The 25,108-nt window shown below is 30.6% G+C and carries 28 protein-coding genes; 16 read left to right on the top strand and 12 right to left on the bottom strand.

What is annotated here, in order from left to right:
- The first annotated feature begins 8 nt into the window (after positions 1–8).
- Genes Q0958_RS13215 through Q0958_RS13270 form a run of 12 tightly spaced genes read left to right on the top strand, consistent with a single transcriptional unit; the run spans position 9 to position 8,892 of the window.
- Positions 9–1,421 (top strand): NAD(P)/FAD-dependent oxidoreductase, encoded by a 1,413-nt coding sequence (locus Q0958_RS13215; protein WP_299123831.1) that lies wholly within the window; start codon positions 9–11, stop codon positions 1,419–1,421.
- A 7-nt stretch (positions 1,422–1,428) separates the two neighbouring features.
- Positions 1,429–1,671 (top strand): hypothetical protein, encoded by a 243-nt coding sequence (locus Q0958_RS13220; protein ID WP_272150320.1) that lies wholly within the window; start codon positions 1,429–1,431, stop codon positions 1,669–1,671.
- Positions 1,672–1,674: 3 nt separating this feature from the next.
- On the top strand, positions 1,675–2,196 hold the full coding sequence (locus Q0958_RS13225; RefSeq protein ID WP_299123833.1) for a DUF1697 domain-containing protein: 522 nt from the start codon (positions 1,675–1,677) through the stop codon (positions 2,194–2,196).
- 5 nt (positions 2,197–2,201) lie between these two features.
- Complete coding sequence (locus tag Q0958_RS13230; protein ID WP_150900691.1) at positions 2,202–2,612, top strand: RidA family protein; 411 nt, start codon at positions 2,202–2,204, stop codon at positions 2,610–2,612.
- A gap of 11 nt (positions 2,613–2,623) precedes the next feature.
- The gene (locus tag Q0958_RS13235) at positions 2,624–3,313 is read left to right on the top strand and encodes a phytanoyl-CoA dioxygenase family protein (protein ID WP_299123837.1); all 690 of its coding nucleotides are present in this window, start codon (positions 2,624–2,626) and stop codon (positions 3,311–3,313) included.
- 1 nt (position 3,314) lies between these two features.
- The gene (locus Q0958_RS13240) at positions 3,315–4,760 is read left to right on the top strand and encodes an aldehyde dehydrogenase (RefSeq protein WP_299123839.1); all 1,446 of its coding nucleotides are present in this window, start codon (positions 3,315–3,317) and stop codon (positions 4,758–4,760) included.
- On the top strand, positions 4,753–4,971 hold the full coding sequence (locus Q0958_RS13245; RefSeq protein WP_150900694.1) for a DUF6500 family protein: 219 nt from the start codon (positions 4,753–4,755) through the stop codon (positions 4,969–4,971). The genes Q0958_RS13240 and Q0958_RS13245 overlap by 8 nt, the downstream gene beginning before the upstream one ends.
- Positions 4,972–4,973: 2 nt before the next feature.
- A complete protein-coding gene (locus tag Q0958_RS13250; protein ID WP_150900695.1) occupies positions 4,974–5,750 on the top strand; it encodes an SDR family oxidoreductase in 777 nt (258 codons plus the stop codon).
- Between the two features lie 13 nt (positions 5,751–5,763).
- A complete protein-coding gene (locus Q0958_RS13255) occupies positions 5,764–6,294 on the top strand; it encodes a 3-hydroxyanthranilate 3,4-dioxygenase (protein ID WP_150900696.1) in 531 nt (176 codons plus the stop codon).
- Positions 6,295–6,335: 41 nt separating this feature from the next.
- Positions 6,336–6,701, top strand: a complete 366-nt coding sequence (locus Q0958_RS13260; RefSeq protein ID WP_299123843.1) for a PaaI family thioesterase — start codon at positions 6,336–6,338, stop codon at positions 6,699–6,701.
- 1 nt (position 6,702) lies between these two features.
- Positions 6,703–7,785: an amidohydrolase family protein gene (locus tag Q0958_RS13265; protein WP_299123845.1), complete on the top strand. Its 1,083-nt coding sequence runs from the start codon at positions 6,703–6,705 to the stop codon at positions 7,783–7,785.
- Positions 7,786–8,892: a hypothetical protein gene (locus tag Q0958_RS13270; protein WP_299123847.1), complete on the top strand. Its 1,107-nt coding sequence runs from the start codon at positions 7,786–7,788 to the stop codon at positions 8,890–8,892.
- Here the strand turns inward: Q0958_RS13270 and Q0958_RS13275 are convergent.
- The 4 genes from Q0958_RS13275 to Q0958_RS13290 are packed head-to-tail and all read right to left on the bottom strand — an operon-like array spanning position 8,887 to position 13,993.
- Positions 8,887–10,290: a TolC family protein gene (locus Q0958_RS13275; protein ID WP_299123849.1), complete on the bottom strand. Its 1,404-nt coding sequence runs from the start codon at positions 10,288–10,290 to the stop codon at positions 8,887–8,889. The genes Q0958_RS13270 and Q0958_RS13275 overlap by 6 nt on opposite strands.
- Positions 10,290–11,648 (bottom strand): biotin/lipoyl-binding protein, encoded by a 1,359-nt coding sequence (locus Q0958_RS13280; RefSeq protein WP_299123851.1) that lies wholly within the window; start codon positions 11,646–11,648, stop codon positions 10,290–10,292. The genes Q0958_RS13275 and Q0958_RS13280 overlap by 1 nt, the downstream gene beginning before the upstream one ends.
- Positions 11,649–11,661: 13 nt before the next feature.
- Positions 11,662–13,323 carry an ATP-binding cassette domain-containing protein gene (locus Q0958_RS13285; RefSeq protein ID WP_299123853.1) on the bottom strand — a complete coding sequence of 554 codons (1,662 nt, stop codon included), beginning with the start codon at positions 13,321–13,323 and terminating at the stop codon, positions 11,662–11,664.
- A complete protein-coding gene (locus Q0958_RS13290; RefSeq protein ID WP_150900703.1) occupies positions 13,313–13,993 on the bottom strand; it encodes a TetR/AcrR family transcriptional regulator in 681 nt (226 codons plus the stop codon). The genes Q0958_RS13285 and Q0958_RS13290 overlap by 11 nt, the downstream gene beginning before the upstream one ends.
- A 188-nt stretch (positions 13,994–14,181) precedes the next feature.
- Between Q0958_RS13290 and Q0958_RS13295 the strand changes: the two genes are divergently transcribed.
- Positions 14,182–15,729 (top strand): peptide MFS transporter, encoded by a 1,548-nt coding sequence (locus Q0958_RS13295; protein ID WP_299123856.1) that lies wholly within the window; start codon positions 14,182–14,184, stop codon positions 15,727–15,729.
- A gap of 67 nt (positions 15,730–15,796) precedes the next feature.
- Here Q0958_RS13295 and Q0958_RS13300 read toward each other — a convergent pair whose 3' ends face one another.
- The 6 genes from Q0958_RS13300 to rsfS are packed head-to-tail and all read right to left on the bottom strand — an operon-like array spanning position 15,797 to position 20,453.
- On the bottom strand, positions 15,797–16,426 hold the full coding sequence (locus Q0958_RS13300) for a YceI family protein (protein WP_299123858.1): 630 nt from the start codon (positions 16,424–16,426) through the stop codon (positions 15,797–15,799).
- A gap of 9 nt (positions 16,427–16,435) precedes the next feature.
- Complete coding sequence (locus Q0958_RS13305) at positions 16,436–16,693, bottom strand: acyl-CoA-binding protein (RefSeq protein WP_299123860.1); 258 nt, start codon at positions 16,691–16,693, stop codon at positions 16,436–16,438.
- Positions 16,694–16,714: 21 nt separating this feature from the next.
- Positions 16,715–17,509 (bottom strand): phosphatidate cytidylyltransferase, encoded by a 795-nt coding sequence (locus tag Q0958_RS13310; protein WP_299123862.1) that lies wholly within the window; start codon positions 17,507–17,509, stop codon positions 16,715–16,717.
- Between the two features lie 9 nt (positions 17,510–17,518).
- Entirely contained in the window at positions 17,519–18,109 is a 591-nt protein-coding gene (locus tag Q0958_RS13315; protein WP_272150334.1) for a hypothetical protein, read from the bottom strand.
- 12 nt (positions 18,110–18,121) lie between these two features.
- Positions 18,122–20,056 (bottom strand): ATP-dependent zinc metalloprotease FtsH, encoded by a 1,935-nt coding sequence (gene ftsH / locus Q0958_RS13320; protein WP_299123866.1) that lies wholly within the window; start codon positions 20,054–20,056, stop codon positions 18,122–18,124.
- A gap of 28 nt (positions 20,057–20,084) precedes the next feature.
- Positions 20,085–20,453: a ribosome silencing factor gene (gene rsfS / locus Q0958_RS13325; protein WP_150900710.1), complete on the bottom strand. Its 369-nt coding sequence runs from the start codon at positions 20,451–20,453 to the stop codon at positions 20,085–20,087.
- Positions 20,454–20,539: 86 nt separating this feature from the next.
- On the opposite strand from rsfS, the gene Q0958_RS13330 reads away from it, so the two are divergent.
- Positions 20,540–21,271, top strand: a complete 732-nt coding sequence (locus Q0958_RS13330) for a biotin--[acetyl-CoA-carboxylase] ligase (RefSeq protein WP_299123869.1) — start codon at positions 20,540–20,542, stop codon at positions 21,269–21,271.
- A gap of 1 nt (position 21,272) precedes the next feature.
- Here the strand turns inward: Q0958_RS13330 and Q0958_RS13335 are convergent, their stop codons facing one another.
- Complete coding sequence (locus Q0958_RS13335; RefSeq protein WP_299123871.1) at positions 21,273–21,662, bottom strand: SRPBCC family protein; 390 nt, start codon at positions 21,660–21,662, stop codon at positions 21,273–21,275.
- A 12-nt stretch (positions 21,663–21,674) separates the two neighbouring features.
- Positions 21,675–22,322: an orotate phosphoribosyltransferase gene (gene pyrE, locus Q0958_RS13340; protein ID WP_299123873.1), complete on the bottom strand. Its 648-nt coding sequence runs from the start codon at positions 22,320–22,322 to the stop codon at positions 21,675–21,677.
- Between the two features lie 7 nt (positions 22,323–22,329).
- Here pyrE and Q0958_RS13345 point away from each other — a divergent pair, with 7 nt between their 5' ends.
- Together Q0958_RS13345 and dnaK are read left to right on the top strand one after the other, a co-directional pair.
- A complete protein-coding gene (locus Q0958_RS13345) occupies positions 22,330–22,935 on the top strand; it encodes an NUDIX domain-containing protein (RefSeq protein WP_299123875.1) in 606 nt (201 codons plus the stop codon).
- Positions 22,936–23,069: 134 nt separating this feature from the next.
- The gene (gene dnaK, locus Q0958_RS13350) at positions 23,070–24,971 is read left to right on the top strand and encodes a molecular chaperone DnaK (protein ID WP_299123877.1); all 1,902 of its coding nucleotides are present in this window, start codon (positions 23,070–23,072) and stop codon (positions 24,969–24,971) included.
- Positions 24,972–25,108: the final 137 nt, after the last annotated feature.

Consider the following 25,108-nt stretch of genomic DNA (forward strand, 5'->3'; position numbering starts at 1 on the left):
TCAGTTTTATGAATAAAAAAGATAATATAGTAGTAATAGGAGCTGGTTTATGTGGTTCGTTATTGGCCTTGCGTTTGGCGCAAAGAGGATATAAAGTAGCAATGTATGAGAGTCGACCAGATTTACGTACAACAGATATATCAGCAGGACGTTCGATTAATTTGGCATTGTCAGATAGAGGTTTTAAAGCTTTGCGTTTAGCAGGAGTAGAAGAAAAAGCAAGAGAGATTTGTATTCCAATGTATGGACGTTTAATACACGATATAGAAGGGAATACATTTGCTTCAAATTATTCTGGTAGAAACGGTGAATATATCAATTCAATTTCTAGAGGAGATTTAAATGGAATTCTATTAACAGAAGCAGAAAATCATGAAAATGTAACGATACATTTTAATAAAAAATGCACTTCAGTAGATATAGAAAATACAATAGTTCATTTTAAAGATTACGAAACCAAAGAAGAGTTTTCAGTAAATGCAGACGTTGTTTTTGGAACAGACGGTGCTGGTTCTATACTGCGAAAAAGCTATTATTTAGAAAGAAAGTTTTTGTTTAGTTATTCGCAAAACTATTTAACACATGGATATAAGGAGCTAGAGATTCCGGCAGATGCTTTAGGGAAACATCAAATAAGTAAAGATCATTTACATATTTGGCCTAGAGGGAAGTATATGTTAATAGCATTGCCAAACTTAGATGGGAGTTTTACAGTAACCTTGTTTTTAAGTTATGACGAAGGAGAATATAATTTTAATAACTTAACAACAGAAGAAAAAATTACAGAGTTTTTTGAAAAAGAGTTTCCAGATGCATTAAAGCTGATACCAAGCATAAAAGATGAGTTTTTTAACAATCCTACAGGAGCGCTAGGAACAGTTAAGTGTTCACCGTGGTCTTATAAGGGTAATACCTTACTTATGGGAGATGCAGCTCATGCAATAGTACCTTTTTATGGACAAGGAATGAATGCTTCTTTCGAGGATGTAACAGTTTTTGATGAAATATTAGATAGATGCGATGGTAGTTGGGAAGAGGTATTTAAGAAATATCAAAAGCAAAGAAAGGAAGATACTGATGCAATTGCAGATTTAGCAATAGATAATTATTATGAAATGCGAGATCATGTAGCAAATCCATTGTTTAAACAAAAACGAAAAATAGAAATGGATTTGGAAAGTAATTTTCCTACAGAGTATTTCTCAAAATATTCAATGGTCACTTTTAATGATGAAATTTCATATTCAAAAGCAATGAAAAAAGGAAGAGCTCAGGATAAAGCTCTATTGAATCTTATTGCAGATAATGAAGTAACTACTTCTTTAGATATGACAAAAGAAGAGTTGGCTGTAGTATTAAAAAAGGTACAGGAAGAAACAAACGAAATTCTAGAAGAAGATAAAGTAGCAGGGTTAAAATAATTGTATCATGGAAAATAAAACAATAGAAGAACTTAATAAAAGAATAAAGTTACTAAAGGTGGTAGCTAAAGCTATGACCGTAGCATTAATACTGTTATTAGCTGTTACTATATATGGTTTGTTAACAAAAGAAAATAAAACAGTTTTTATTACTTTATTGCCAATAGTGTTTGGGTTAAGCACAATTCTCCTTTTACAATATTCAAGCGTAAAAAAGATAAAAGAAGAGATAAAACAAAGAGAAAAGTAGAAGATGGTATACATTGTTTTATTACGTGGAATAAATGTCTCGGGAAAAAATAAAATTCCAATGGCAGAATTACGAGAATTGTTAAACAGCCTCGATTTTAAAAATGTTCAAACCTACATTCAAAGTGGTAATATTATTTTAGAGTCAGAAGAAACAAAAGAAACTATTAGCAAGAAGATTAAACAAGGTATACATCAAAAGTACGAGTATGATGTTCCAGTAATAGTTAGAACCGTAAGCGAATGGGAAAAAGCAATTAAAGCATATCCTTTTTCTATAGAGAATGAAAAAATAGTGGCTTTTTCATTTTTAAATACAATGTCTAGCCAAACAGAAATTGAAGTTAAAGGAATAAAAGAAGATCAATATAAAATAGATAAAGATGTAGTTTATCTGCATTGCCCATCAGGTTTTGGGAAAACAAAACTGACTAATAATATTCTTGAGAAGAAGTTAGATGTAATAGCCACAACAAGAAATTATAAAACAACAATAAAGTTGCTCGAAATGGCAACAAAAGAATAAAGGAAATGGATAGTAAAGTAATCAAAGGGAAAGCAATACCAAGAGGAAAATTTCCACATGTAAAACAAGTAGGAGATTTTATATATGTATCAGGTACAAGTTCAAGAAGACCAGACAACTCTTTTGAAGGAGTAGAGGTAGATGAGTTTGGGACTACAAATTTAGATATAAGAAAACAAACAAGAGCTGTTATAGAAAATATAAGAGATATTTTACAGGAAGTAGGAGCTGATTTATCTGATATTGTAGATGTAACTTCATTTCTGGTAAATATGAATGATTTTGGAGGTTATAATGAAGTATATGCAGAGTATTTTGATTATAACGGACCAACTAGAACAACAGTTGCAGTGCATCAATTGCCACATCCACATTTGTTGATAGAAATTAAAGTGGTGGCTTATAAAAAACAATAAATCTTTTGGAGATGTTCATTCAAAATAAAGAAGAGTTAGCCTATAAAGGATATTCAATTACTAAACAAATCTTTAGTAAAAAGGAATTATTAGCTTTAATTAGTTTGATTGAAGAATCAGAAAAGAGTTATGCAATTAGACAGCTGATTAACAAAGTACCTAAAGTGCAAGAGTTAGTTTTTAAAAATGAAAAATTTAAAAACTTATATAAATCAATTTGTGGTGAAGATTACTTTTTGTCGAAAGCAATATTTTTTAATAAACCTGCAAAGTCAAATTGGTTTGTAAGTCATCATCAGGATTTGAGTATAAGTGTTGAAAACAAAGTTGAAACAGAAAAATATTCAAATTGGACAAATAAGAATGGGCAACTAGGAGTGATTCCACCAAAAGAAATTTTAGAAAATACGGTTACATTTAGAATACATTTGGATGACACTAATGAAACTAATGGAGCATTAAGAGTGATAGCTAAATCTCATAAAAAAGGAATTATTAGAGTAGATGAAAAGTTTGATAAAAATGCTTTAGGGGAAGAGAAAGTATGTCGGGTAATTGAAGGAGGAGTTATGCTAATGAAGCCTTTATTATTACATGCGTCTTCAAAATCAACATCTTTAAAGGATAGAAGAGTTATTCATTTAGAATTTTGTAATCAAGAAATTCCAATGGGATGGCTTGAAAAAAAGAATGTTAGTTAAAATGCAAAACATTAAAAATTATATAAACGGAGAATTTCAGTCGCCAATTAATGGAGGATATATAGATAATTATAATCCGTCAATTGGAGAGGTTTATGGGCAGATACCAAATTCAACAAAAGAAGATGTAGAATTAGCTTATAAATCAGCAGAATCTGCTTTTAAAGAATGGTCAAACACTACTTTAGAAGAAAGAAGCAGTATTTTGTCTAGAATAGCCCAGTTAATTCAAGAAAAATTACCTGAATTAGCTAAGGCAGAAGCAAAAGATAATGGAAAACCTTTAAGTTTAGCAACAGCGATAGATATACCAAGAGCTTCATCTAATTTTCAGTTTTTTGCCAATGCAATAACTCAATTTTCTTCTGAAGCACATGAAAGTGTTGGGTTAGGGGCAATGAACTTTACATTGCGTCAACCAATAGGAGTAGTTGGTTGTATATCGCCGTGGAATTTACCGTTATATTTATTTACTTGGAAAATAGCTCCAGCTATTGCAGCAGGAAACTGTGTAGTAGCCAAACCAAGTGAAGTAACTCCAATGACTGCTTATTTGTTAGGAGAAATATGTATCGAAGCAGGTTTGCCAAAAGGAGTATTAAACATAGTACATGGATTAGGTGGAACAACTGGTCAAGCAATTGTAGAGCATCCAAATATTAAAGCCATATCATTTACAGGAGGAACAGCCACAGGAGCACATATAGCTCGAGTAGCAGCTCCAATGTTTAAAAAGCTTTCATTAGAGCTAGGAGGAAAGAACCCTAATATCATATTTGCAGATTGTGATTATGATAAAATGTTAGCAACTACAGTACGTTCATCATTTGCGAATCAAGGGCAAATTTGTTTATGCGGAAGTAGAATTCTTGTAGAAGAAAATATCTACGAACAGTTTAAAAAAGATTTTGTTCAGAAAGTAGCTGAGTTAAAAGTTGGAAATCCATTTGATGAGGATACTAATGTAGGGGCCTTAGTGTCAAAACAGCATTTAGAGAAAGTGAAATCCTATATAGAAATAGCGGAAGAAGAAGGTGGAAAAATACTTTTTGGAGGAGAAACAGTTACAGTTGAAGGAAGTGAGAAAGGATATTATCTACAGCCAACAATTATAGAAGTTCAAAGTAATGATTGTAAACTCAATCAAGAAGAAATTTTTGGACCTGTTGTAACAATAATGTCTTTTAAAACAGAGGAAGAAGCACTTTCGCTAGCCAATGATGTAAAATACGGATTATCATCAACTTTATGGACTAATAACTTAAATAGAACCATGCAGTTTAGTAAGCAATTACATGCAGGTATTGTTTGGGTGAATACATGGTTGTTACGAGATTTAAGAACACCGTTTGGAGGGCAAAAAGATAGTGGAGTTGGAAGAGAAGGAGGATTCGAAGCTTTACGATTCTTTACCGAGCCTAAAAATGTTTGTATTAAATATGAATAAAGAAATAAGGCAAAAAATTGTAAGAATTTGCGATGAAAAGATAGCTAAGAAAGGAGAGAATGTTGGAGTGTCTTTTTATGCATTTTTCAAAAATAAAAATGACAATCCAGAATTGTTAATGGAAGTAGCAACCTGGTGGATACAAAAACATAGGTTAGATCACTTTGAAAAAGCGATTAAAATAAAAACAATGATTTGTAATAACGATTAGAAATGAATTTAAATATAGATAATAAAAACGCATTAGTTTGCGGTAGTACTCAAGGGATAGGAAAAGCATCGGCAATACAGTTGGCAGAAGAAGGAGTAAATGTAACGTTAATAGCTCGTAATGAAGAAAAGTTAAAAGCAGTATTGGCAGAATTACCAAATAAAAACCAGAATCATAATTATATCGTAGCGGATTTTTCTAATCCATTAGAGCTAAAAGAAAAAATTGAAGCTTCTGATTTAAATTTTCATATTCTAGTAAATAATACAGGAGGACCAGCAGGAGGGCCAGTATTTAATGCACAATTAGACGAATTTGAAAGAGCGTTTACGCAGCATTTAAAATGTAATCATGTATTGGTTCAAGCTTTAGTGCCGTTTATGAAAGAAGCAGAATATGGTAGAATTATTAATGTGATATCAACTTCTGTGAAACAACCGTTAGATGGATTAGGAGTTTCGAATACAATCCGAGGAGCTGTAGCAAATTGGTCAAAAACGTTAGCAAATGAGTTAGGGCAGTTTAATATTACAGTAAACAATGTTTTACCAGGTGCTACAGGTACAGAGCGTTTAAATGAGATAATTAATAACAAGGCTAAAAAGACAGGTAAATCTGTTGAAGAAGTTGCTGAAACAATGAAAAATGCATCGCCAGCAAAACGTTTTGCAAAACCAGAAGAAATTGCAAATGCAGTGGTTTTCTTAGCAAGTGAGCGAGCTAGTTTTATTAACGGGATTAATGTCCCTGTAGATGGAGGAAGAACAAAATCATTATAAAATCTAAATAGTCATGAGTAAGTTAGTACAACCTTTGAATTTTAAAAAGTGGATAGATGAGCATCGTCATTTGTTAAAGCCACCAGTGGGGAATAAACAAGTATGGAAAGATGGTGAATATATTGTAATGGTAGTAGGAGGTCCTAACAACCGTAAAGATTATCACTATAATGAAACACCAGAGTTTTTCTATCAAGTAGAAGGGGATATGGTATTGAAAATTATTGATGATAAAGGTGAAATGGTTGATGTAGAAATTAATGAAGGAGATATTTATTTATTACCAGGAAAAGTACCACACTCTCCACAAAGAAAAGAAAACACAGTAGGTTTGGTAATAGAGTATCCTAGAGCTGAAGGAATGATGGATGCTTTAGAATGGTACTGTGAAAATTGTGGGTCGCAATTATATAGAGAAGAATTTGCTTTAGATAATATTGAAACAGATATGCCTATAATTTTTGATAAATATTATTCAGATAAAGAAAAATGTACTTGTTCTAATTGTGGAACAGTAATGGAAGCTCCAAACAAAGTAAAATAATGATTGAGGCTGCAAAAGAGAGTTTTTTAAAACAAGGTTTTATGAAAACCTTAGGAGCGGAAATTATTCATATTGAAAAAGGACTGCTCAAAATCCGATGTAAAAAGCATGAAGGCTTAACACAACAACATGGATTTTTTCATGCTGGAGTATTAACAAGTATAATGGATGTAGCTTGTGGGTATGCAGCCTTAACAACTATGCAAGAAGGTTCAGATGTTTTATCAGTAGAGTTTAAAACTAATTTACTGCGCCCAGCAAAATCCGATGTTATCATTGCTACAGGACGTGTAGTGAAAAGCGGAAGAACCTTAGTGTTTTGCGAAGCAAAAGTTACTGATGAAAAAGAAGAAATACTATACACAACAATGCAAGGAACAATGATTTCCTTAAAACCAACCAACTAAAATGAAACGTAAATTAAGAATAAACGGACATTCACATTTGTTACCTTATCCGGAAGAGATTCCACAGTTTATGAAAGACAAAGGGATTTTTTGGGTAGACAAGGACAAAAAATATATGCTTCAAAAAAACTGGAAACGACCAGTTACTGACTCTTCATTTTTCTTGGAAGAAAAGTTGGCTTGGATGGAGCACTTTAAAATAGATCATGCAGTAGTTTTGAATTTATCTCAGCTATATGGAAATGGTTTGCGTTTAGAGGAAATGAAACAAGCCTTACGTTTTCAGAATGATTTCAATGCGCGAGTACAACACGATCATCCAAATAAATTTACTTGTGGATTTGTGGTACACCCAGGTTTTGTTAGAGGAGCTTTATGGGAAATAGAACGTTGTGTTGAGGTTTTGGGTATGAGATTGTTGTGTTTACCAACACATTATATGGATACTATAGGTACATGGCGTTGTATTTTTGATGAAGAAAACGAACCTATTTTTGAATTAGCTAATAAGTATAATTTAGCTATTGAAATTCATCCATATGATGGAGAAAAATTTATTAAACTAGAAAATACTTCTTGGCGTTTTCATTTAATTTGGATGTTAGCACAATGTGCAGATGCTTATCATTTCTTAACGCTTAATGGATATTATGAAAAATATCCTAATATGCGTATATGTTTTGCTCATGGAGGACAATTAGCGCAAATGAATATAGGTCGTCGTATCCAAGGTTTTGATGGGCGTTCAGATTTGTTCGAGGGTAAACAACACCCAAGAAAAGCAGTAGGGCATAAGAATATCTTTTTTGATACTTTAGTACACGATACAGGTTCTTTAGAGTTATTAATAAAAAATCAAGGGTCGAAGCAAGTATTAATAGGGTTAGATGACCCTTATCCATTAGGAGAAATGGAAAGTGATAAACAATCGTCATATCCAGGAAAAATATTAGATTTAGCCATCGATAGAAGTATTATTAGCGAAGAAGAGAAAGATGAGATATGGGAGGATAATGTACTTCAGTGGTTGTATGGAGATGATGAAAAAGCAAAACAAAATTTAATCAATAAAATTATTCAATAAATGAATCAAGTAACACAGTTTCATAACCTATCACATATTTGTATATCGTTCATTGGAGCTGTGTTACTATTAGCAATTTATTATAATATTAGAAAACGATTTAGAGTAGTTTTAGAAGAAGGGAATTCTATAAAAAGGGTTGACAGAGGTTTGCTTTATTTTAGTTTTGGAATGTTAGTTTGGGTGGTTTCAGGTACTTGGGCTTTTGTTGCAAATTACTTTTTATTTGAAACCACAACAAAGTATCAGATAGGGGTCAATATTTTGTCTACAATAAATAACTTGTTTTGGTTGTTGGCTTTGTATTATGTATATGATGCGCCAAAGTTTATTTATAGAAATGAAAAGAATGTAAAGATTATTGCTGTAATAATTTTGGCAGTTGCGAGTATAACTTTGTTATTGTCATCTATAGTAGGAAATGAAGTGTTTTATGGAATAAAACTAGCTTCAGTACCAGATGTCCTACTTACTACCTTTTTATGTTTTTTAATGGGGGTTTCTTTTTATAGAACTTTTATGCATCGCGATTTAAAACTAGTAGCTTTTATTTCTATTATAGCAATAACATTGTTGTTTGTTTCGCAATTATCGGATGTATTTGTGAATTTGGATGATGATTTTATTAATCAATTAATACGAATCATTGCTAAAACATCTTTGGTTTCAGTTTTTTTAGTTTTAGGAACAAGTTGGGTAATACAGTTGGCTAGTATGCCTAAGCCTAATGAAATGAAAATTAGTTTTCTTGATTGGTCGTTAGTGCAGTTAAGTATTCCATCAAAAGGAATTATTAATGAAAAAATTGATTTTGGTTCAAAAACAACTCAGTATAAAAACCTTATGAACTTTGCTTATAAGAGAAAGTATTTAGAGCCAGAAAAGCAATCTATAGTAGTAAATTCAGGAGGAGAAATTAAAAGTCAAACATATTTAACACGAATAATAGATAATATTAATGCGATACTTTCTTTAGAGGAGGAAAATAAGTTAGAGCGCAAAGATTTAATTACTTTTATTGGAGAAAGTAAATATCGTTTGCGCATATTACCTGAATATATATTATTTGATAAAGCTCTTTTAAAAGAATTTGAAAGAGAATTATAACGTGTTTAATTTTCCAAGTAGTTTGAAAAATTTACTTTGTGTTTTAGCAAATTTATAATTGTTTTCAATTGCCTTTAATTGAGTTTCAATTAGTTTTACTTCTCTATAATTAATTAAAAAAACAGAACTTTCTCCTAGGGTAAATTTTCTTTCTTCACTTTTTACAATAGTATTGTAATCGTTTACAAGATTTTTTAGAATATTATTTTGAGTTTCTAAAGAGGCTATTTCTTGTTCGGTAGCCTTAATTTTGTTAAGTAAGCTTGTTTTTGTTGAAGCAATTTCAAAGTCTATGTCTTGCAATTTTATTTTGGCTAACTTTAAATCACCTCTAGATTTTCTTAAAAATAAAGGGATGCTTACTTGAAGTGATTTTTTATAGTTGGCAACTTTAAAAGAATCGAAATTATTAATATCTGAACTTAAAAGGTTGTACTGGAAATCTACTTTAGGTAACAAGTTGTTGATTTTTAGGTTTTTGTTAATTTGTAGGTTTCTCCTCTTTAACTCTAATAATTTTAATTTAGGATGTCCATCGATACTAGTTGAGGTATTGATGATAGAATTGTTTAAAAGAATTTCAATTTTTGAAAAAGTATCAGGTGTAGGAGTTATATTTTCTCTTAATACCATAGGAGTGTTGTCTCCAATCCATAAATAGTTAGATAACTCTAAAGTAGATTTAACATATTTAATTCTGGCTTTTTCTAAATCTAGTTTTCTGCTGTCAAAATTTATTCGAGCCTCTAAAGTGTCAATGGCAGGTTTGTCTCCAGCTTTGTAACTTTTTATAACATTATCTAATCTAAATTTAGCATTGTTTTTATAGTTTTTAAAAACATCAAAACTTTGATAGTGTTTAGCCCAATTTAAATAAGCACTAATAGAGTTGAAAAGAATATCGTTTACAACAAGTTGTTGTTCTAGTTTTCCTTGTTTTACGTATAGTTTAGCCTGTTTTAAAGCAGCCATTCTTTTATTTATAAAAAGATTTTTAGCAAGAGAAACAGAAATACCTACGTTATATAACCCATCTTCAGGAACATTTAGCTCTGGATTTAAATATTGACCTGAGTTGTTTTCATAACTACCTTTTAGTTCAATTCCATACCAAGTAGGAATTTTAAAAACTGAGTTTAATTTCTCAAAATATTCGGTGTTTTTAAATTCTTTTTTTTCGAAATCTACTTCAATTTTAGGATCAAAAGCTCCTCTTGCTTTTAGTAATTTAGCTTCATTTGTGCTTGTAATTAAATTTGCTTGCTTAATTACAGGGTGAAACTTCTTTACATATCCTAAATATTCTTCTAAGCTTAATTGATTTAAACTAGTATTGTTTTGAGAATACGTGCAAAAACTTATAAATAAAAATATAAAAAGTAAACTCTTAAACTTCATTATTTCTTCTTCTTGTCTTTTTGATTATTATCTTTTTTTGGTTGATAGAAGTTTGGAGGGAAACTGTTTATTTGTCTCCATAATTCAAACCAAATAGGTACATTTTCTAGTAATGCAATGGTTTTAGCTCCAGAACCTACTCTAATAGCTTTTGGCCATGGTTGAGAATCATTGTTAGGAACAATTAACACGCGGTATTTACCATTATCGCTAATAAAATTTTCTATTGCGATTACTTTAGCACTATAGGTACCATAAGATGCGTTAGGCCATCCACTAAAAACAATAGCAGGCCATCCATCGAATTGTACACGTACTTCTTCGTTAATATGAATAAGAGGTAAATCTATTGGTTCTATGAACATTTCTACTGCTAAATCGTAATTTGCAGGCATTATTTTAACTAAAGCTTCGCCTTCTTTAAAAGTCTCACCAATACCAGATTTTATAGCTTTATTAATGTACCCATCTTGAGGTGCAGTAACATATAATAGAGAATTTCTTTTGCTATAATTAGATAAGCTGGTTTCTAATTTAGATACTTGAACTTCTGCATCTAAAGCATTTGATTCAGCTGTGTATAAATTACTTTCAGCCTTTGAAATTTTATCAGTATAAGATGCTTGAATACTATTTATTGCAATTTGTGCATTTAATACGTTGTTTTTAGAATTAAGTAGCTTATTTTCTTGAGAAACCAATTTAGCTGATTGTTCTTGAAGCTTTGCTCTTTTTTCTTCTACATCCTTTACAGCTTTTAAACCCTCTTTTTCAAGCATGACTGTTCTGTCAAATTGAGTTTTTGCAATTTGTAGTTTTATTTTTACAGCTTTTAAATCTATGCTGTCAGTTTTAACTTTTAAATGAGATTGCTCTAGTTTATTTTTAGCTTGCTGTAGTTTTAAAACACGCTCGCTTTTTAAGGCGCTAATTTGTGTTTTTAAAGCATTTACTTTATTGTTATATGCTTTTACAGAAAGACTTTTAGAATTTAATTGTTGCCCAGTTCTTTCGGTTAGTTTGCTGTCAAAATAATCGCTTTTTATTTCAGAGATTCTTAAAATTGTATCACCTTTTTTTACAAAAGTACCTTCTTGAACAAACCATTGCTCAATTCGCCCAGGAATTTGAGATTGTAAAGTTTGTGGACGTTGATTAGGTTTCAAAGTAGTTACTCTACCAGTACTAGAAACATTTTGTGTCCATGGTAAAAACAGTATAATTGCTAGAGCAAATAAAAATCCTAGTAAAAACTTTCTAAAAAGTCTATGGTGTACTTTAGTAAAGATAACTTTACCAGATTTCAATTTGGTTACATCAATATGGTTTGAGATACTATTCGTAGATATGTTTAACATATGTATGTTCTTTTTAATTTACAATAACTCCTTTTACAAGGGTTATTTGTTTGTTGCATTTCTTTTTCCAAGCATCGTTACTGCTTACTATAATTAACCCCCAAGGTTTTGATTTGTCTGTGATGTAATCAATTATTTTTTGAGCTTCCTCTTTTTCTAATTGATCAAGAGGGTCTTCTAGTATTAGCAGTTTTGGTTTACTGATTATAGCTCTTGCTAAAATTAATTTTTTAGCTACTGTGTAACCAATTAACTTACCTTCTGGTTGAATAAAAGTATCTAAGCCGTTAGGTTGATGTTTTAGAAAATAAGACAAGCCAATGGCATCAAATAATTCATAAATTTCTTTATCGGTAATTTTTTCATCACCAAAAGTTATGTTTTCACGAATTGTACCTTCAAACGGAGTTTCTTCTGAAAGTGATAATCCTAAATTTGATCTATAACTATTTAATAAAAGGCTTTTTATCGATAAATTATTGATAAAGATATTTCCAGAAGTTGGTTCAATAACTCCAGCAATCATTTGCAATAAGCTAGATTTTCCTGAGCTACTTTTTCCTTGAACTAAAACTCTATCTTTTGGATTAATTGTAAAAGAGATATCATTAAGTATAGGTGTTTCCTTTGCTGAAGTTACATAGCTTGCATTTTGAATCTCTATTTTAAATTCGTCAAAATTCTCAACATTTGTTCCTTTTTGAGATTCAATTGGTTTATCTACTACTTGACCTAGTTTTTCAATTGAAGTTAATACATCGTAAAAAGATTCAAGTCCAACAATAAGTTTTTCAACAGAGTTAATAACCAATAAAATGATGATTTCTGCTGCAACGAATTGACCAATATTCATTTGCTGGTTCAATACAAGAAATCCACCAATTAATAATAGTCCAGCTGTTACTATAACTTTAAAGCTAATCATTTGAATATACTGAGTAACTAATACTCTAAAGTGACTTTCTCTTGACTGTAAGTATTCACTTACTAAATCATCACTTTTTTGTAATGCCAAAGTTGTTTTACCTGATAACTTAAAGCTAATAATAGTACGAGCAATTTCTTGTAGCCAGTGTGCAACTTTATATTTGTTTTTAGATTCTTTTAAACTAGTTTCTAATCCTTTTTCTGCAGTGAATTTAAATACAATATAAATTAATAACAGTAAAAGAATACCAAATACAATAAAAAATGGATGATAAAAAGAAAGTAATATTAAGGCAAAAATAATTTGTAAAAATGCCGAAGGCACATCAATAAGAACTTTAGAAAGTCCTTTTTGAATAGTTAGTGTATCAAAAAATCTATTAGCCAATTCAGGAGGGTAATAGTTTTCTAATTCTTTCATTTTTATTTTAGGAAATCGATAACTTAACTCAATAGAAGCTCTAGTAAATATTCGTTGTTGAATAGTTTCTATGATTCTAATTTGCATCAATTTCAAAACTCCACTAAACGCTACACCACAGGTAACTAATATTACCAAAACAATCCAAGAAGCTGATACTTGAGCAGCTTGAAGTAAATTAATAATAGCTTGTATTCCTAAAGGAAGAGATAGGGCAACAATTCCTTCAAATATGGCGTAGTATCCAATTTGGAATGTATCTTTTTTTTCAAGGTTTAATAAGCCAACAAAACGTTTCCAAGGGGTTAGTGTTTTATTATCGTTCATTAGCAAGAGTGTTAAGAGTTAAGTCAATAAAAAATGATGTTGGTGTTATTTGGTCATCACAATTCGTTAATGTTTTAAAATGTTGTCTAATGAATTGTTGATGTAAAGCTCCTTCAATAATAGTACTAGCTAATGTTAAAGGATGTTTGTATGAAGGTGTATATTGGCTAATAATGCTAGCTAACCGTCTAACTACTTCTTTGTATAATCTAAAAAAGCCTTCTTTGTTTTCTGAATCTACTTTTTTTGTAGAATAAGATTTAGAATTTTCATCTATTACAATTCGGTTTAATAAAATCTCATTAATGTGAGAGAAATTACTATCCTGTTTAGTAGTTTTAGTAACTACTTCAATGGCTTTACTTAGCTTATCTTTTGAATCTTGAATACTATAAGTTTCAATAACTAATTGATATTGTATCCATCCCCAGTACCAGGAAGTTAGGTAGATTAATAGCTTGTGCTTACTTTCAAAATATCTATAAATAGAACTTTCGTTTGAACCTATTTTTTGACCTAGTTTTTTAAAGTTAAATTTTTCAAAACCAATTTCTTCAATAAGTACAATACTATGTTCAATAATTCTTTTTCCTAAGTCGGATGTCTCAGGGTCTTTAATATAAATTCCACAAGGAATTTCAATTTTAAGATTTGAAAGTAGATTTTTCATAAATAATTATTATATCTGCAAATTTAATAGTATTACTATTAGTTTAGTGAGTTAAAATGTTAAACCTTTATTAATGCTGGGTTTTTTAAGGGTTACAAAAACTCACAAAACTTATTTTTTATAACAATTTACTACAGTGTTTTAAAAAGTTTTAGTCAAAAAATAGTTTAGCTAAAACTTTTATTTATATGAAAACTTATACGTCAACAACAGATGTTTTTGGTCATCCAAGAGGACTACTGTATTTATTTTTTGCAGAATTATGGGAGCGTTTTTCCTTTTATGGTATGAGAGCCTTGTTGGTGCTTTACATGACAAAACATTTACTTTTTTCAGATGAAATGTCTTTCGGGATTTATGCAGCTTATATGTCTTTAGTGTATGTAACTCCAATGATTGGAGGTGTACTTGCTGATAAAATTTTAGGGTTTAGAAAGGCTATTATATTAGGAGGTGTTTTAATGGCTTTAGGTCACTTTTTTTTAACTTTTGAACATCCAGTGTTTTTCTATAGTTCATTGTCGCTAATAATAGTAGGAAATGGTTTTTTTAAACCGAATATATCTTCTTTTGTAGGTAAGCTATATAAGAAAGAAGATACCAGACGAGATGCAGGGTTTACAATATTTTATATGGGGGTTAATATAGGTGGAGCAGTAGCTCCATTATTATGCGCATGGTTAGCAGAATCATATGGCTGGCATTATGGATTTGTTTTAGCTGGTATTGGGATGTTAATAGGTTTGTTCGTTTTTAACAATGGGCTTAAAAGAGAAGTTTTTGAAGATCACGGTTTAATTCCTAATGAAGCATTGTATAATAGAAAAAGTTTAGGGCTAAAGTCGGGAAATTTAGTAACAATTGGAGCTTTTTTGTCAGTACCTATTTTTGCATTAATTGTACGTTTTCATCAATTTGAGCATTATTTGGTTTGGGTAGTTTCGCTTTTTTTAATTGTATACTTAAGCTATATTCTAAAACAGGTTACTTTGTCAGAGCGTAAACAGTTATTAGTGGCAGTCTATTTTACAGTTTTGTATACATTATTTTCGGCTATTTTTGAACAAGCAGGGAGTTCGTTAACATTATTTGCTGATAGAAATGTTAATTTAGTTTTAATGAATGCAGCTCAAACGAACAGTATAAATTCAGGCTTTATAATACTACTGGCAATACCATTTTCAATGCTTTGGATTTTTTTAAACAAGATAAAAAGAAACCCTAATTCGGTAGTTAAATTTGGTTTAGGATTGTTTTTTTTAGGTTTAGGATTTGTTGTATTTGGTTTATCGGCTCAACAGGTTGATGAGTTTGCTAAAACGCCAATGTTTTATTTGGTATTAGGAACTTTTGTATATACAGTGGGGGAGTTGTTTTTGTCACCAATAGGTTTATCAAAAATGACAGAATTATCACCGTTAAAATATGTAGCTTTTATAATGGGAGTTTGGTTCTCTGCTAATTTTTACGGACATTTTTTTGCTGGAAAAATAGCTAAACTAACAGCTGTTTCTAATGGTGAAATAGGGGTGTTTTCAAAAGGTGTCTTTGGAGAAGTTACAGAGTTTGTAACTGGTTTGTCGAGTGAGGTTATAATGCAAAAAACAGAGGTGTTTAAACAGTTGTATACTTATGTGTCAGTGTATGCAAATTTTGGAATTATAGCTTCGTTAATAGGAGTATTGGTTATAATATTTTCTTTGCCTATAAAACGAATGATGAAAGGTATTCATTAAATAAAATATTAATCAAAAAAAAGCCTAAGATTTGTTCTTAGGCTTTTATATATATGTGTAATAAGTTTTATTTAAAAGTAGAAGTGATATTGATGGCAACTTCGTCCCAAGTTTTTGAAACACCATCTTCACCTTTATGTAAATCTTTACAAGCTTCGTTTAAAGAAGCTAAAGCTTTTTCAGCCTTCCAATCGGTAATCTTCATTACTCCATTTAGACTAAAGCTTTTTCCGTTAATAGAATACTTAAAAGGAAGCTTTTTAGTTACTCCATTCATAGTTAAATCAGAATACCCAATAGAATCGTTTTCTAAAACTAATTTTCCAGAAAGTAATTCAGTTTTATCCATTACAGCAAAAAAGAATTTTTTGATTTTAAAATCTCTACTAGAATCTTTAGTGAAAATACTGCTAACTGGAATAGAAAATTCAGCATTGTTAATAGCTTCTTTTGCGGTGTTTCCTTCTCCGTTTGAAGTAATAGTTACTTTTTTAAACTGACCGTTAACAGGAGTTTTACCAGTGGTTTTGTAAGCTGTCCAGTTGATAAGATTATCTGCATCTTGTAAAACAAAATCTGCCTTTTTTTCTACTTTAACCTCTGGTTTAGCAGGAGTTTCTTTTTTTGCTTCCGATTTACATGATACTAAACTACCTATAGTAGCACATATTAATAATGAAGAAATAATTTTTTTCATAAGGATTGTTTATTTTATAATTGAGTTGACTAAGTTGATATATTCTCTTTTTGCATCATCTTCATTCATTCCTTTTAATTGCATCCAAGCATTAAATTTAAAAGCATTTCTCAAGTTATCATCTGTATTAAAAGAAAATTGGTCTCCTTTAACAGCTTGTTTGTAATATGCATACAATTTAAGCATTATATCAGGAGGGAGTTTTTCTTGAATACGTGAAGCTTTTTCGTAAGCTTTATTAAACTCTATATCTAGATCGTTAATCATGAAGAATAATAAGGTGTATAATTACATTATGTAATGTACATACAAATATACGAAGGGAGCAAGAAAAAACAAGCTATCGAGCCTATCTAATAGTCCACCATGTCCTGGCATAATTGTACCACTGTCTTTTACTTTTGCTTGTCTTTTAAATTTCGATTCAACTAAATCGCCCAAAGAACCTAAAATAGAAACTATAATTGCGATAACAATCCAATTTATAGTTGAGAAAACATTGGAGAATTTTGCAATTAAAATACCAACAAGAATAGAAAAAGCTAAACCTCCAATAAAACCTTCAATTGTTTTTTTAGGAGAAACAGATTCAAATAATTTATGTTTCCCAAAATTTTTACCAACTAAATAGGCGAAACTATCGTTAGTCCATATAATTATAATGATGTAAATAATCATGTTAGGAACATAGTTGTTATCTATAAAAGGTAGTTTTATTAAAAAGTAAAAAGGAAGTATTAGGTATATAATATGTAGTCCTAACTTCTGAATAAAACTGTTGTATTTAATAGGTTTTGTGCTAATAAGTAAATAAAGTAATCCTATTAGTCCAACTAAAGAGACTGCAATTAATGGTTCTGTAAATGTAAAAGCTGATTGCTTTATTGATAAGAATATAATTGCAATTAAAAATACATAAGGGATAATATTTTTGAAATTTATGATTTTTGAAAATTCATAAATACAAATGGTAGCAAAAATTGCAAGTAATCCTATATATGTTTCTGCTGAAAATAGAATAGCAGAAATAAAAATTATAGCATAAACAAGTGCAGAAATACTTCTTGTTATAAGATTGGACATATTTATATCTTAAAGGTCTTCAAAGAGCAGCAAATATAAGTTTTTTGAGTTACTATTTCCATAACTTAAAAAACTATCATCTTCAATATCTATTTTGTAATTTGTAGTTGAGCTAATATTTGTAGGAATATTGCCGCTAAAATGGGTTTTAATTCCAGTTAAGCCTTCTCCCATATTTTTAACGAGTTGACTTGTAGTAGCATAAACAATAAAATGCTTTGAGTGAGATGATAATTTGTTGCTTCCTAGTTGGTTAGAGGAGAATAAGATATCTCCCTTGTTGGCTATTAAATGTTCACAAGAAGTGAAGAAAGGAATAGATTCAGAAGAATGCTTTTGAGTACTAACATCTACATTTTCAACAATTTTTAATAGATCAAAATCACTACAAGTAACTTTTTTCCAGTTGTTTTCTTGTAGAATATGTTTTAAGTTATTGGTAACTTCTTTAATAGATGTACAGTATAAAAATTTCCCTCCTTTATTGATAAAGTTGTGTACGAAAGAATCATCTAGAGAAAGATTAACCTCTTGTTCGTTAATCTTTTTTTCTCTAGATGATTCTGTATATGATTTAAATAATTTTTTAAAAAAACTCATTAAATAATAAAACTATTCTTCAGTTAATGTGTTTGTTTTCTCGTTATCTTCTTTTTTTTCAAATGGTCTTTCACCAAATACTTTTACTAAATCAGCTTTAAAGATAACTTCTTTTTCAAGTAATAATTCAGCAAGTAAAGTAAGTTTATCTTTATGTTCTTCTAAAATATCAATAGCTCTTTGATATTGCCCTTCAATTATTTTTGAAATTTCTTCATCAATTGTTTTAGCAGTATCGTCACTATATGGTTTTACAAAAGAATCGTTTCCTGATGAATCGTAATAAGTGATGTTTCCTACTTTTTCATTTAAACCATAAACGGTAACCATGGCGCGAGCTTGTTTTGTAACTTTTTCTAAGTCACTTAAAGCCCCAGTAGATATTTTATCAAATATTAATTTTTCTGCGGCTCTACCTCCCATAGTAGCACACATTTCATCTAACATTTGTTCTGTTTGAACAATTTTTCTTTCTTCTGGTAAATACCAAGCAGCACCTAATGATTGTCCTCTAGGTACAATAGTTACTTTTACTAATGGAGCTGCATGTTCAAGCATCCAGCTAACTGTAGCATGACCAGCTTCATGAAAAGCAATAACTTCTTTCTCTTTAGGAGTAATTACTTTGTTTTTCTTTTCTAAACCACCAACAATTCTATCAACAGCATCTAAGAAATCTTGATGTTCAATAGCAGGTTTGTTGTTTCTAGCAGCAATTAAGGCAGCTTCGTTACATAAGTTTGCTATATCCGCACCAGAGAAACCTGGAGTTTGTTGTGCTAAGAATTCTAAATTAGCATTGTCAGCTAATCTTAATGGTTTAATATGTACTTCAAAAATTTCTCTTCGTTCGTGTAAATCTGGTAAGTCTACGTATATCTGACGGTCAAAACGACCAGCACGCATTAAGGCTTTATCTAAAACATCTGCACGGTTAGTAGCTGCCAATACAATAACATTTGTGTCAGTGCCAAAACCATCCATTTCAGTTAGTAACTGGTTTAATGTGTTTTCACGCTCATCATTACCACCTGTCATACTATTTTTACCTCTAGCTCTACCAATAGCATCAATCTCATCAATAAATATGATTGAAGGTGATTTTTGTTGTGCTTGTTTAAATAAATCTCTTACACGAGAAGCACCAACACCAACAAACATTTCAACAAAATCAGAACCAGATAAAGAGAAGAAAGGAACTCCAGCTTCTCCAGCTACTGCTTTAGCTAATAATGTTTTTCCTGTACCAGGAGGTCCTACAAGTAAAGCTCCTTTAGGAATTTTACCTCCTAATTTTGTGTATTTTTCAGGGGTTTTTAAAAAGTCAACAATTTCTTGAACCTCTTCTTTAGCTCCTTCTAAACCAGCAACATTTTTAAAAGTTGTTTTTACTTTTGTGTCTTGATCAAAAAGTTTTGCTTTAGATTTTCCAATATTGAAAATTTGTCCACCACCAGCACCACCGCTAGCTCCTCCAGACATTCTTCGCATAAAGAATAACCAGATAGCTATTAATAGAATAAAAGGTAAGAAGCTAATAATAGTATCAAACATGCTTGTTCTTTCTATGTTAGCTTTATCGAAATCAAGATTGTTTTCTTTTTTAGCTTTGTCAATTTCGTTTTCAAAATTCTGTAAATCACCAAAATTGTAACTATATAAAGGTGCTCCTTTTCTGTAAAAAGGAGAATCAGTTAATTTTTTGTGATCCTCTTTTTTCTCAGCTTCAGGTTTTAAGAATATTTGAGCTACGTTATTATTCTCAACAACAATCTTTTCAATATCGTTTGCTTTCAATATTTTTGTGAACTCATTTTTAGAAATATTCCTAGAACCTAAATCTCCAGAATTAAAATAGCTTATTCCTAAAAGAATAACTAAGATTGGTATGTACAGCCAAAACGAATTAAAAGTAAATTTTGGCGTATTTTTTTTCTTTTCACTCATAAAATAAGGTGTCTAAATTTGTTAGCAATTAAGCTGGGTTAATTTCAGTGATTTTTGCATCTCCCCAAAGACTTTCAATATCATAGTATTCACGTACTTGCTTTTGAAATATATGTACAACAACATTTACGTAATCCATAAGAACCCATTCAGCATTTCCTTGCCCTTCAACATGCCAAGGTTTATCTTTAAGTTCTTTACTTACTAATTTTTGTATAGAGCCAGAAATGGCATTAATTTGTGTGTTAGAATTACCAGAACATACTATAAAATAATCGCAAACAGTATTCTCTATTTCTCTTAAATCTAGTAGTTGGATGTCTTCACCTTTTACTTCATCAATCCCCTTTATAATCACAGCTATTAAATCGTCCGCGCTTGCTTGTTCTTTTGTCATCAAAAAAATTTAAGTTTTAGCAAAGTTATTATTTTTTTGCGAGTAATTTATGTAATATTGATACTTGTTTTACTTGCAAAACTTATATGAAAATAATCAAACTTGATGCCATCGATTCTACCAATTCTTTTTTGAAGGAAATGGCAGAAAATTCTACTGTTGAAGATTTTACTGTTGTAGTAGCTAAAAACCAAACTTCAGGGCGTGGTCAGATGAATGCTAAATGGGAAGTTGAGTCTGGTAAAAGCTTGACTTTTAGTGTTTTTTGTAGGTTTGAGGACTTGTTGATTATCAATCAAAAAAGTTTAAGTTATAGTGTTGCATTGAGTGTTTTTGAAGTGTTAAATCGTTTAAAATTAGCAAAGTTATCTGTAAAATGGCCTAACGACATAATGTCAGGAAATAAAAAAGTATCAGGTATTTTAATTGAAAATTTTTTAAAAGGAACTAGGATTAACTCATCTATTATTGGAATTGGAATTAATGTAAATCAAGATGCTTTTTCTATTGATTTACCCAATGCTTCATCCTTAAAAATAATTTTAAATAAAGAGTTTAATTTAGACTTATTATTAAATGAAGTGATTTTAAGTCTTCAACAAAAAATAGAGATTCTAAAGAGAAAAGAATATTCATTTTTAGAAAAAGAATATTTAAAAGTTTTGTACAAAAAAAATGTTCCGTCTATGTTTAGAAATAAGCAGAACATTTTGTTTATGGGTAAAATAATTGGAGTTTCAAGTGTAGGGAAACTCCAAATAGAATTAGAAAATGAAACTGTTAAGGAATTTGACCTTAAGGAAGTTTCATTTGCTTAATTTATATTTTTGAAATATTATCGGTTAACGTTTCAATAAATTTAGTTAATGGTTTTTTTACCATCATTGCCATCATAGGATTAAAATCTCCATTGAACTTTAATGTAACTTCAGATTCACTTTCTGAAATTTCACTAATATCAGAAGATAAAGTAAAAGGTAATTTACTACTAGCAGCTCCTAAGGTAATGTTTGAGTACTCAGTTTTTTCTTTCATTACTAATCTTATTTCTGGCATTCCTTTTAAACCAAAAATAAAACTTTCACCATCAACTTCAAATTTTTGAGTGTTTTCTGGCATTAATTGTTCAAAGTTTTCAAGTTTAGAAAAAAAATCAAAAATATCTTTTGCAGATTTTTTTACTGTTACTTTATTTCCTTCAATATTCATGTGTTTATTTTTTTATGATTCTTGTTTCCATTCACTAGGACCAACTCTCCAGTCTTCTAAAAGTCTTAATTCTTCACTGGTAATATATTTACTATCTAATGCTTGTTCTAATAAATATTCATAATTACTTAATGTTGTAAGTTCAACATTTGCAGCTTCGAAATTTTCAGTAGCAATAGCAAAACCGTAAGAAAAGATAGCAATCATTCCTTTAACGTTTGCATGCGCTTCTTTTAAAGCTTTAACAGCATTTAAACTACTTTTACCAGTACTAATTAAATCTTCAATTACAACAACATTTTGACCACTTTCCAAATGTCCTTCAATTTGATTTTTTCTACCGTGTTTTTTTGGTTCAGGGCGAACATAAATAAAAGGAACACCTAATTCTTGAGCTACTAATATACCAATAGCAATTGCTCCAGTAGCTACTCCTGCAATTACATCAGGTTTACCATGTTTTTCCTCAACTAGTTTTGCTATTTTTTCTTTTAAAAAATTTCTAACTGGTGGGTAAGATAAAGTAACTCTGTTGTCACAGTAAATTGGTGATTTCCAGCCTGAAGCCCAGGTGAAAGGCTCGTTAGGGCTTAATTTTATTGCTTTTATCTGCAAAAGAAGTTCAGCTGTTTTTTTTGCCGTATCTTTGTTAAAATCCATAACGCAAATGTATAAAGTTTTTGTTAATGATAAGCCAATAATTTTTACAACTTCAATAAAAAATGAAGAAAATTATCCTGCTTTTATATACAAAAACATAACTTTAGATGAAGTTATTTATAAGTTGAAGTTGGGTAAATTACAAGGTGTTTATTTATATTCAACCAACTTGCCTAAAGATTGGGAAGACTTTAGAATGAAGTTTAAAGTAATGATTGCTGCTGGGGGATTGGTTTTAAATGATAATGAAGATGTCTTATTTATCTATAGAGGTAATAAATGGGATTTACCTAAAGGTCGTATTGAGAAAGGAGAGGGGATAGAAGAAACTGCAGTTAGAGAAGTTGAAGAAGAATGCGGAGTTTCAAACTTAGAAATTATAAAGAAGTTAACAAATACCTATCATTTATTCCTTCAAAAAGGAGAGCATCGATTAAAAGAAACGCATTGGTACTTGATGCATTCTACTCACCAAGGAGAATTGACTCCTCAAATAGAAGAAGGAATAACCAAAGTTGTTTTTAAAAATGTAGAAGAAACAACTGTAGCACTACAAAATACTTATTGTAATATTAAATTAGTATACAATCACTACATAAAAATGACCGATTAGTGACACTATGTCATTTGTTGTTTACGTTTTTTAAACTTTTTCTGCCAAAACAAAAGTAAAAAGTTATTGGCATACACTTTGACTATAACTACTCGTAAAATTGAATTAAAATTTAAAAAAGATAAATAACAATTATGAGTAAAATTATAGGTATAGATTTAGGTACTACCAACTCATGTGTTTCTGTAATGGAAGGAAATGAGCCAGTAGTAATTCCTAACGCTGAAGGAAGAAGAACTACGCCATCTATTGTGGCTTTTGTAGAAGGAGGAGAAAGAAAAGTAGGAGATCCAGCAAAGAGACAAGCTGTTACAAATCCAACAAAAACTGTTTATTCTATCAAGCGTTTTATGGGGAATAAATTTTCTGAATCTGAAAAAGAGGCAGGAAGAGTTCCTTACAAAGTTGTAAAAGGAGATAACGATACACCTCGTGTAGATATTGATGGTCGTTTATATACACCACAAGAAATTTCTGCAATGGTATTACAGAAAATGAAAAAAACTGCTGAAGACTACTTAGGTCAGGATGTAGCAGAAGCTGTAATTACTGTTCCGGCATATTTTAATGATGCACAAAGACAAGCTACTAAAGAAGCTGGTGAGATTGCAGGATTAAAAGTTCGTCGTATTATAAACGAGCCAACTGCAGCAGCTTTAGCTTATGGATTAGATAAAGCAAATGACGATAAGAAAATTGTAGTATTTGATTTTGGTGGAGGTACACATGATGTTTCTATCTTAGAATTAGGAGACGGAGTATTTGAAGTATTAGCTACTGATGGAGATACACACTTAGGAGGAGATGATGTTGATGAGAAAATAATCAACTGGTTGGCTGATGAGTTTATGGCAGAAGAAAATATGGACTTACGTAAAGACCCAATGGCTTTACAACGTTTAAAAGAAGCTGCTGAAAAAGCTAAAATTGAATTATCTAGTACAACTTCTACTGAGATAAACTTACCATATATTACTGCTACTGCTTCTGGACCAAAGCACTTAGTTAGAACAATGACTAGAGCTAAGTTTGAAGCTTTAATAGATGATTTAGTAAAGAGAACTATTGAACCATGTCAAACGGCGTTAAGAAATGCTGATTTAAGTACTTCTGATATTGATGAAGTAATTTTAGTAGGAGGTTCAACTCGTATTCCAGCAATTCAAGAAGCAGTTGAGAAGTTCTTCGGAAAAGCACCAAGTAAAGGAGTTAATCCAGACGAGGTTGTTTCTTTAGGAGCAGCAATTCAAGGTGGAGTTTTAACAGGTGATGTAAAAGATGTATTATTATTAGACGTTACGCCTTTATCATTAGGAATTGAAACAATGGGGAACGTATTTACTAAATTAATCGAAGCAAATACTACGATTCCAACTAAGAAATCTCAAGTATTCTCTACAGCAGTAGATAATCAACCATCGGTAGATATTCACGTATTACAAGGTGAAAGAGCGATGGCAGCAGATAACAAAACAATTGGTCGTTTCCAATTAACAGATATTCCACCAGCTCAAAGAGGAGTTCCTCAAATTGAAGTAACTTTCGATATTGATGCAAACGGAATTATTAATGTATCTGCAGCAGATAAAGCAACAGGAAAGTCTCAAGATATTCGTATTGAAGCTTCTTCTGGATTATCTGATGAAGAAATCGAAAAAATGAAAGCAGAAGCTGAAGCAAATGCAGATGCAGATGCTAAAGCTAAAGAAACAGCAGAGAAAATTAATGGAGCAGATTCTATGATTTTCCAAACTGAAAAGCAATTAAAAGAATTTGGAGATAAATTATCAGATGATAAGAAAGGTCCAATTGAAGCTGCTTTGACAGAGTTAAAAGCTGCTCACGAATCTAAAGACCTTGCACAAATTGATGCTGCAATGGAAAAGATTAATGAAGCTTGGAAAGTTGCTTCTGAAGAAATGTATGCTGCACAGCAACAAGCTGGAGGAAATGCAGGAGCTCAACAAGGTCAGCCTGAAGGAAACAATGCTCAGGGAGATAATGTTGAAGATGTAGATTTCGAAGAAGTGAAGTAAGATTTAACTTACATATATATTATTTAAAAGAGATTGTTCTATTTAGAACAGTCTCTTTTTGTTTTTATGGAAGTTTAAAATTTCCATTCGGAAACAATATGTAATCATTCGGAAAGAATATCGTTTATTCTGTAGAA

Origin of the sequence: uncultured Tenacibaculum sp. (genome assembly GCF_947499065.1) — a bacterium.
In the GTDB taxonomy this organism is placed as follows: domain Bacteria; phylum Bacteroidota; class Bacteroidia; order Flavobacteriales; family Flavobacteriaceae; genus Polaribacter.

Bases quoted from the DNA above. Each gene is read 5' to 3' on its own strand.
- Q0958_RS13260 (WP_299123843.1), top strand. From the start codon at position 6,336: ATGAAAACCTTAGGAGCGGAAATTATTCATATTGAAAAAGGACTGCTC.
- Q0958_RS13230 (WP_150900691.1), top strand. From the start codon at position 2,202: ATGGATAGTAAAGTAATCAAAGGGAAAGCAATACCAAGAGGAAAATTT.
- Q0958_RS13275 (WP_299123849.1), bottom strand. From the start codon at position 10,290: ATGAAGTTTAAGAGTTTACTTTTTATATTTTTATTTATAAGTTTTTGC.
- Q0958_RS13330 (WP_299123869.1), top strand. From the start codon at position 20,540: ATGAAAATAATCAAACTTGATGCCATCGATTCTACCAATTCTTTTTTG.
- Q0958_RS13285 (WP_299123853.1), bottom strand. From the start codon at position 13,323: ATGAACGATAATAAAACACTAACCCCTTGGAAACGTTTTGTTGGCTTA.
- Q0958_RS13235 (WP_299123837.1), top strand. From the start codon at position 2,624: ATGTTCATTCAAAATAAAGAAGAGTTAGCCTATAAAGGATATTCAATT.
- Q0958_RS13220 (WP_272150320.1), top strand. From the start codon at position 1,429: ATGGAAAATAAAACAATAGAAGAACTTAATAAAAGAATAAAGTTACTA.
- Q0958_RS13300 (WP_299123858.1), bottom strand. From the start codon at position 16,426: ATGAAAAAAATTATTTCTTCATTATTAATATGTGCTACTATAGGTAGT.
- Q0958_RS13240 (WP_299123839.1), top strand. From the start codon at position 3,315: ATGCAAAACATTAAAAATTATATAAACGGAGAATTTCAGTCGCCAATT.
- rsfS (WP_150900710.1), bottom strand. From the start codon at position 20,453: ATGACAAAAGAACAAGCAAGCGCGGACGATTTAATAGCTGTGATTATA.
- Q0958_RS13215 (WP_299123831.1), top strand. From the start codon at position 9: ATGAATAAAAAAGATAATATAGTAGTAATAGGAGCTGGTTTATGTGGT.
- Q0958_RS13295 (WP_299123856.1), top strand. From the start codon at position 14,182: ATGAAAACTTATACGTCAACAACAGATGTTTTTGGTCATCCAAGAGGA.
- Q0958_RS13290 (WP_150900703.1), bottom strand. From the start codon at position 13,993: ATGAAAAATCTACTTTCAAATCTTAAAATTGAAATTCCTTGTGGAATT.
- Q0958_RS13250 (WP_150900695.1), top strand. From the start codon at position 4,974: ATGAATTTAAATATAGATAATAAAAACGCATTAGTTTGCGGTAGTACT.
- pyrE (WP_299123873.1), bottom strand. From the start codon at position 22,322: ATGGATTTTAACAAAGATACGGCAAAAAAAACAGCTGAACTTCTTTTG.
- Q0958_RS13225 (WP_299123833.1), top strand. From the start codon at position 1,675: ATGGTATACATTGTTTTATTACGTGGAATAAATGTCTCGGGAAAAAAT.
- Q0958_RS13265 (WP_299123845.1), top strand. From the start codon at position 6,703: ATGAAACGTAAATTAAGAATAAACGGACATTCACATTTGTTACCTTAT.
- Q0958_RS13310 (WP_299123862.1), bottom strand. From the start codon at position 17,509: ATGTCCAATCTTATAACAAGAAGTATTTCTGCACTTGTTTATGCTATA.
- ftsH (WP_299123866.1), bottom strand. From the start codon at position 20,056: ATGAGTGAAAAGAAAAAAAATACGCCAAAATTTACTTTTAATTCGTTT.
- dnaK (WP_299123877.1), top strand. From the start codon at position 23,070: ATGAGTAAAATTATAGGTATAGATTTAGGTACTACCAACTCATGTGTT.
- Q0958_RS13245 (WP_150900694.1), top strand. From the start codon at position 4,753: ATGAATAAAGAAATAAGGCAAAAAATTGTAAGAATTTGCGATGAAAAG.
- Q0958_RS13280 (WP_299123851.1), bottom strand. From the start codon at position 11,648: ATGTTAAACATATCTACGAATAGTATCTCAAACCATATTGATGTAACC.
- Q0958_RS13270 (WP_299123847.1), top strand. From the start codon at position 7,786: ATGAATCAAGTAACACAGTTTCATAACCTATCACATATTTGTATATCG.
- Q0958_RS13335 (WP_299123871.1), bottom strand. From the start codon at position 21,662: ATGAATATTGAAGGAAATAAAGTAACAGTAAAAAAATCTGCAAAAGAT.
- Q0958_RS13315 (WP_272150334.1), bottom strand. From the start codon at position 18,109: ATGAGTTTTTTTAAAAAATTATTTAAATCATATACAGAATCATCTAGA.
- Q0958_RS13345 (WP_299123875.1), top strand. From the start codon at position 22,330: ATGTATAAAGTTTTTGTTAATGATAAGCCAATAATTTTTACAACTTCA.
- Q0958_RS13305 (WP_299123860.1), bottom strand. From the start codon at position 16,693: ATGATTAACGATCTAGATATAGAGTTTAATAAAGCTTACGAAAAAGCT.
- Q0958_RS13255 (WP_150900696.1), top strand. From the start codon at position 5,764: ATGAGTAAGTTAGTACAACCTTTGAATTTTAAAAAGTGGATAGATGAG.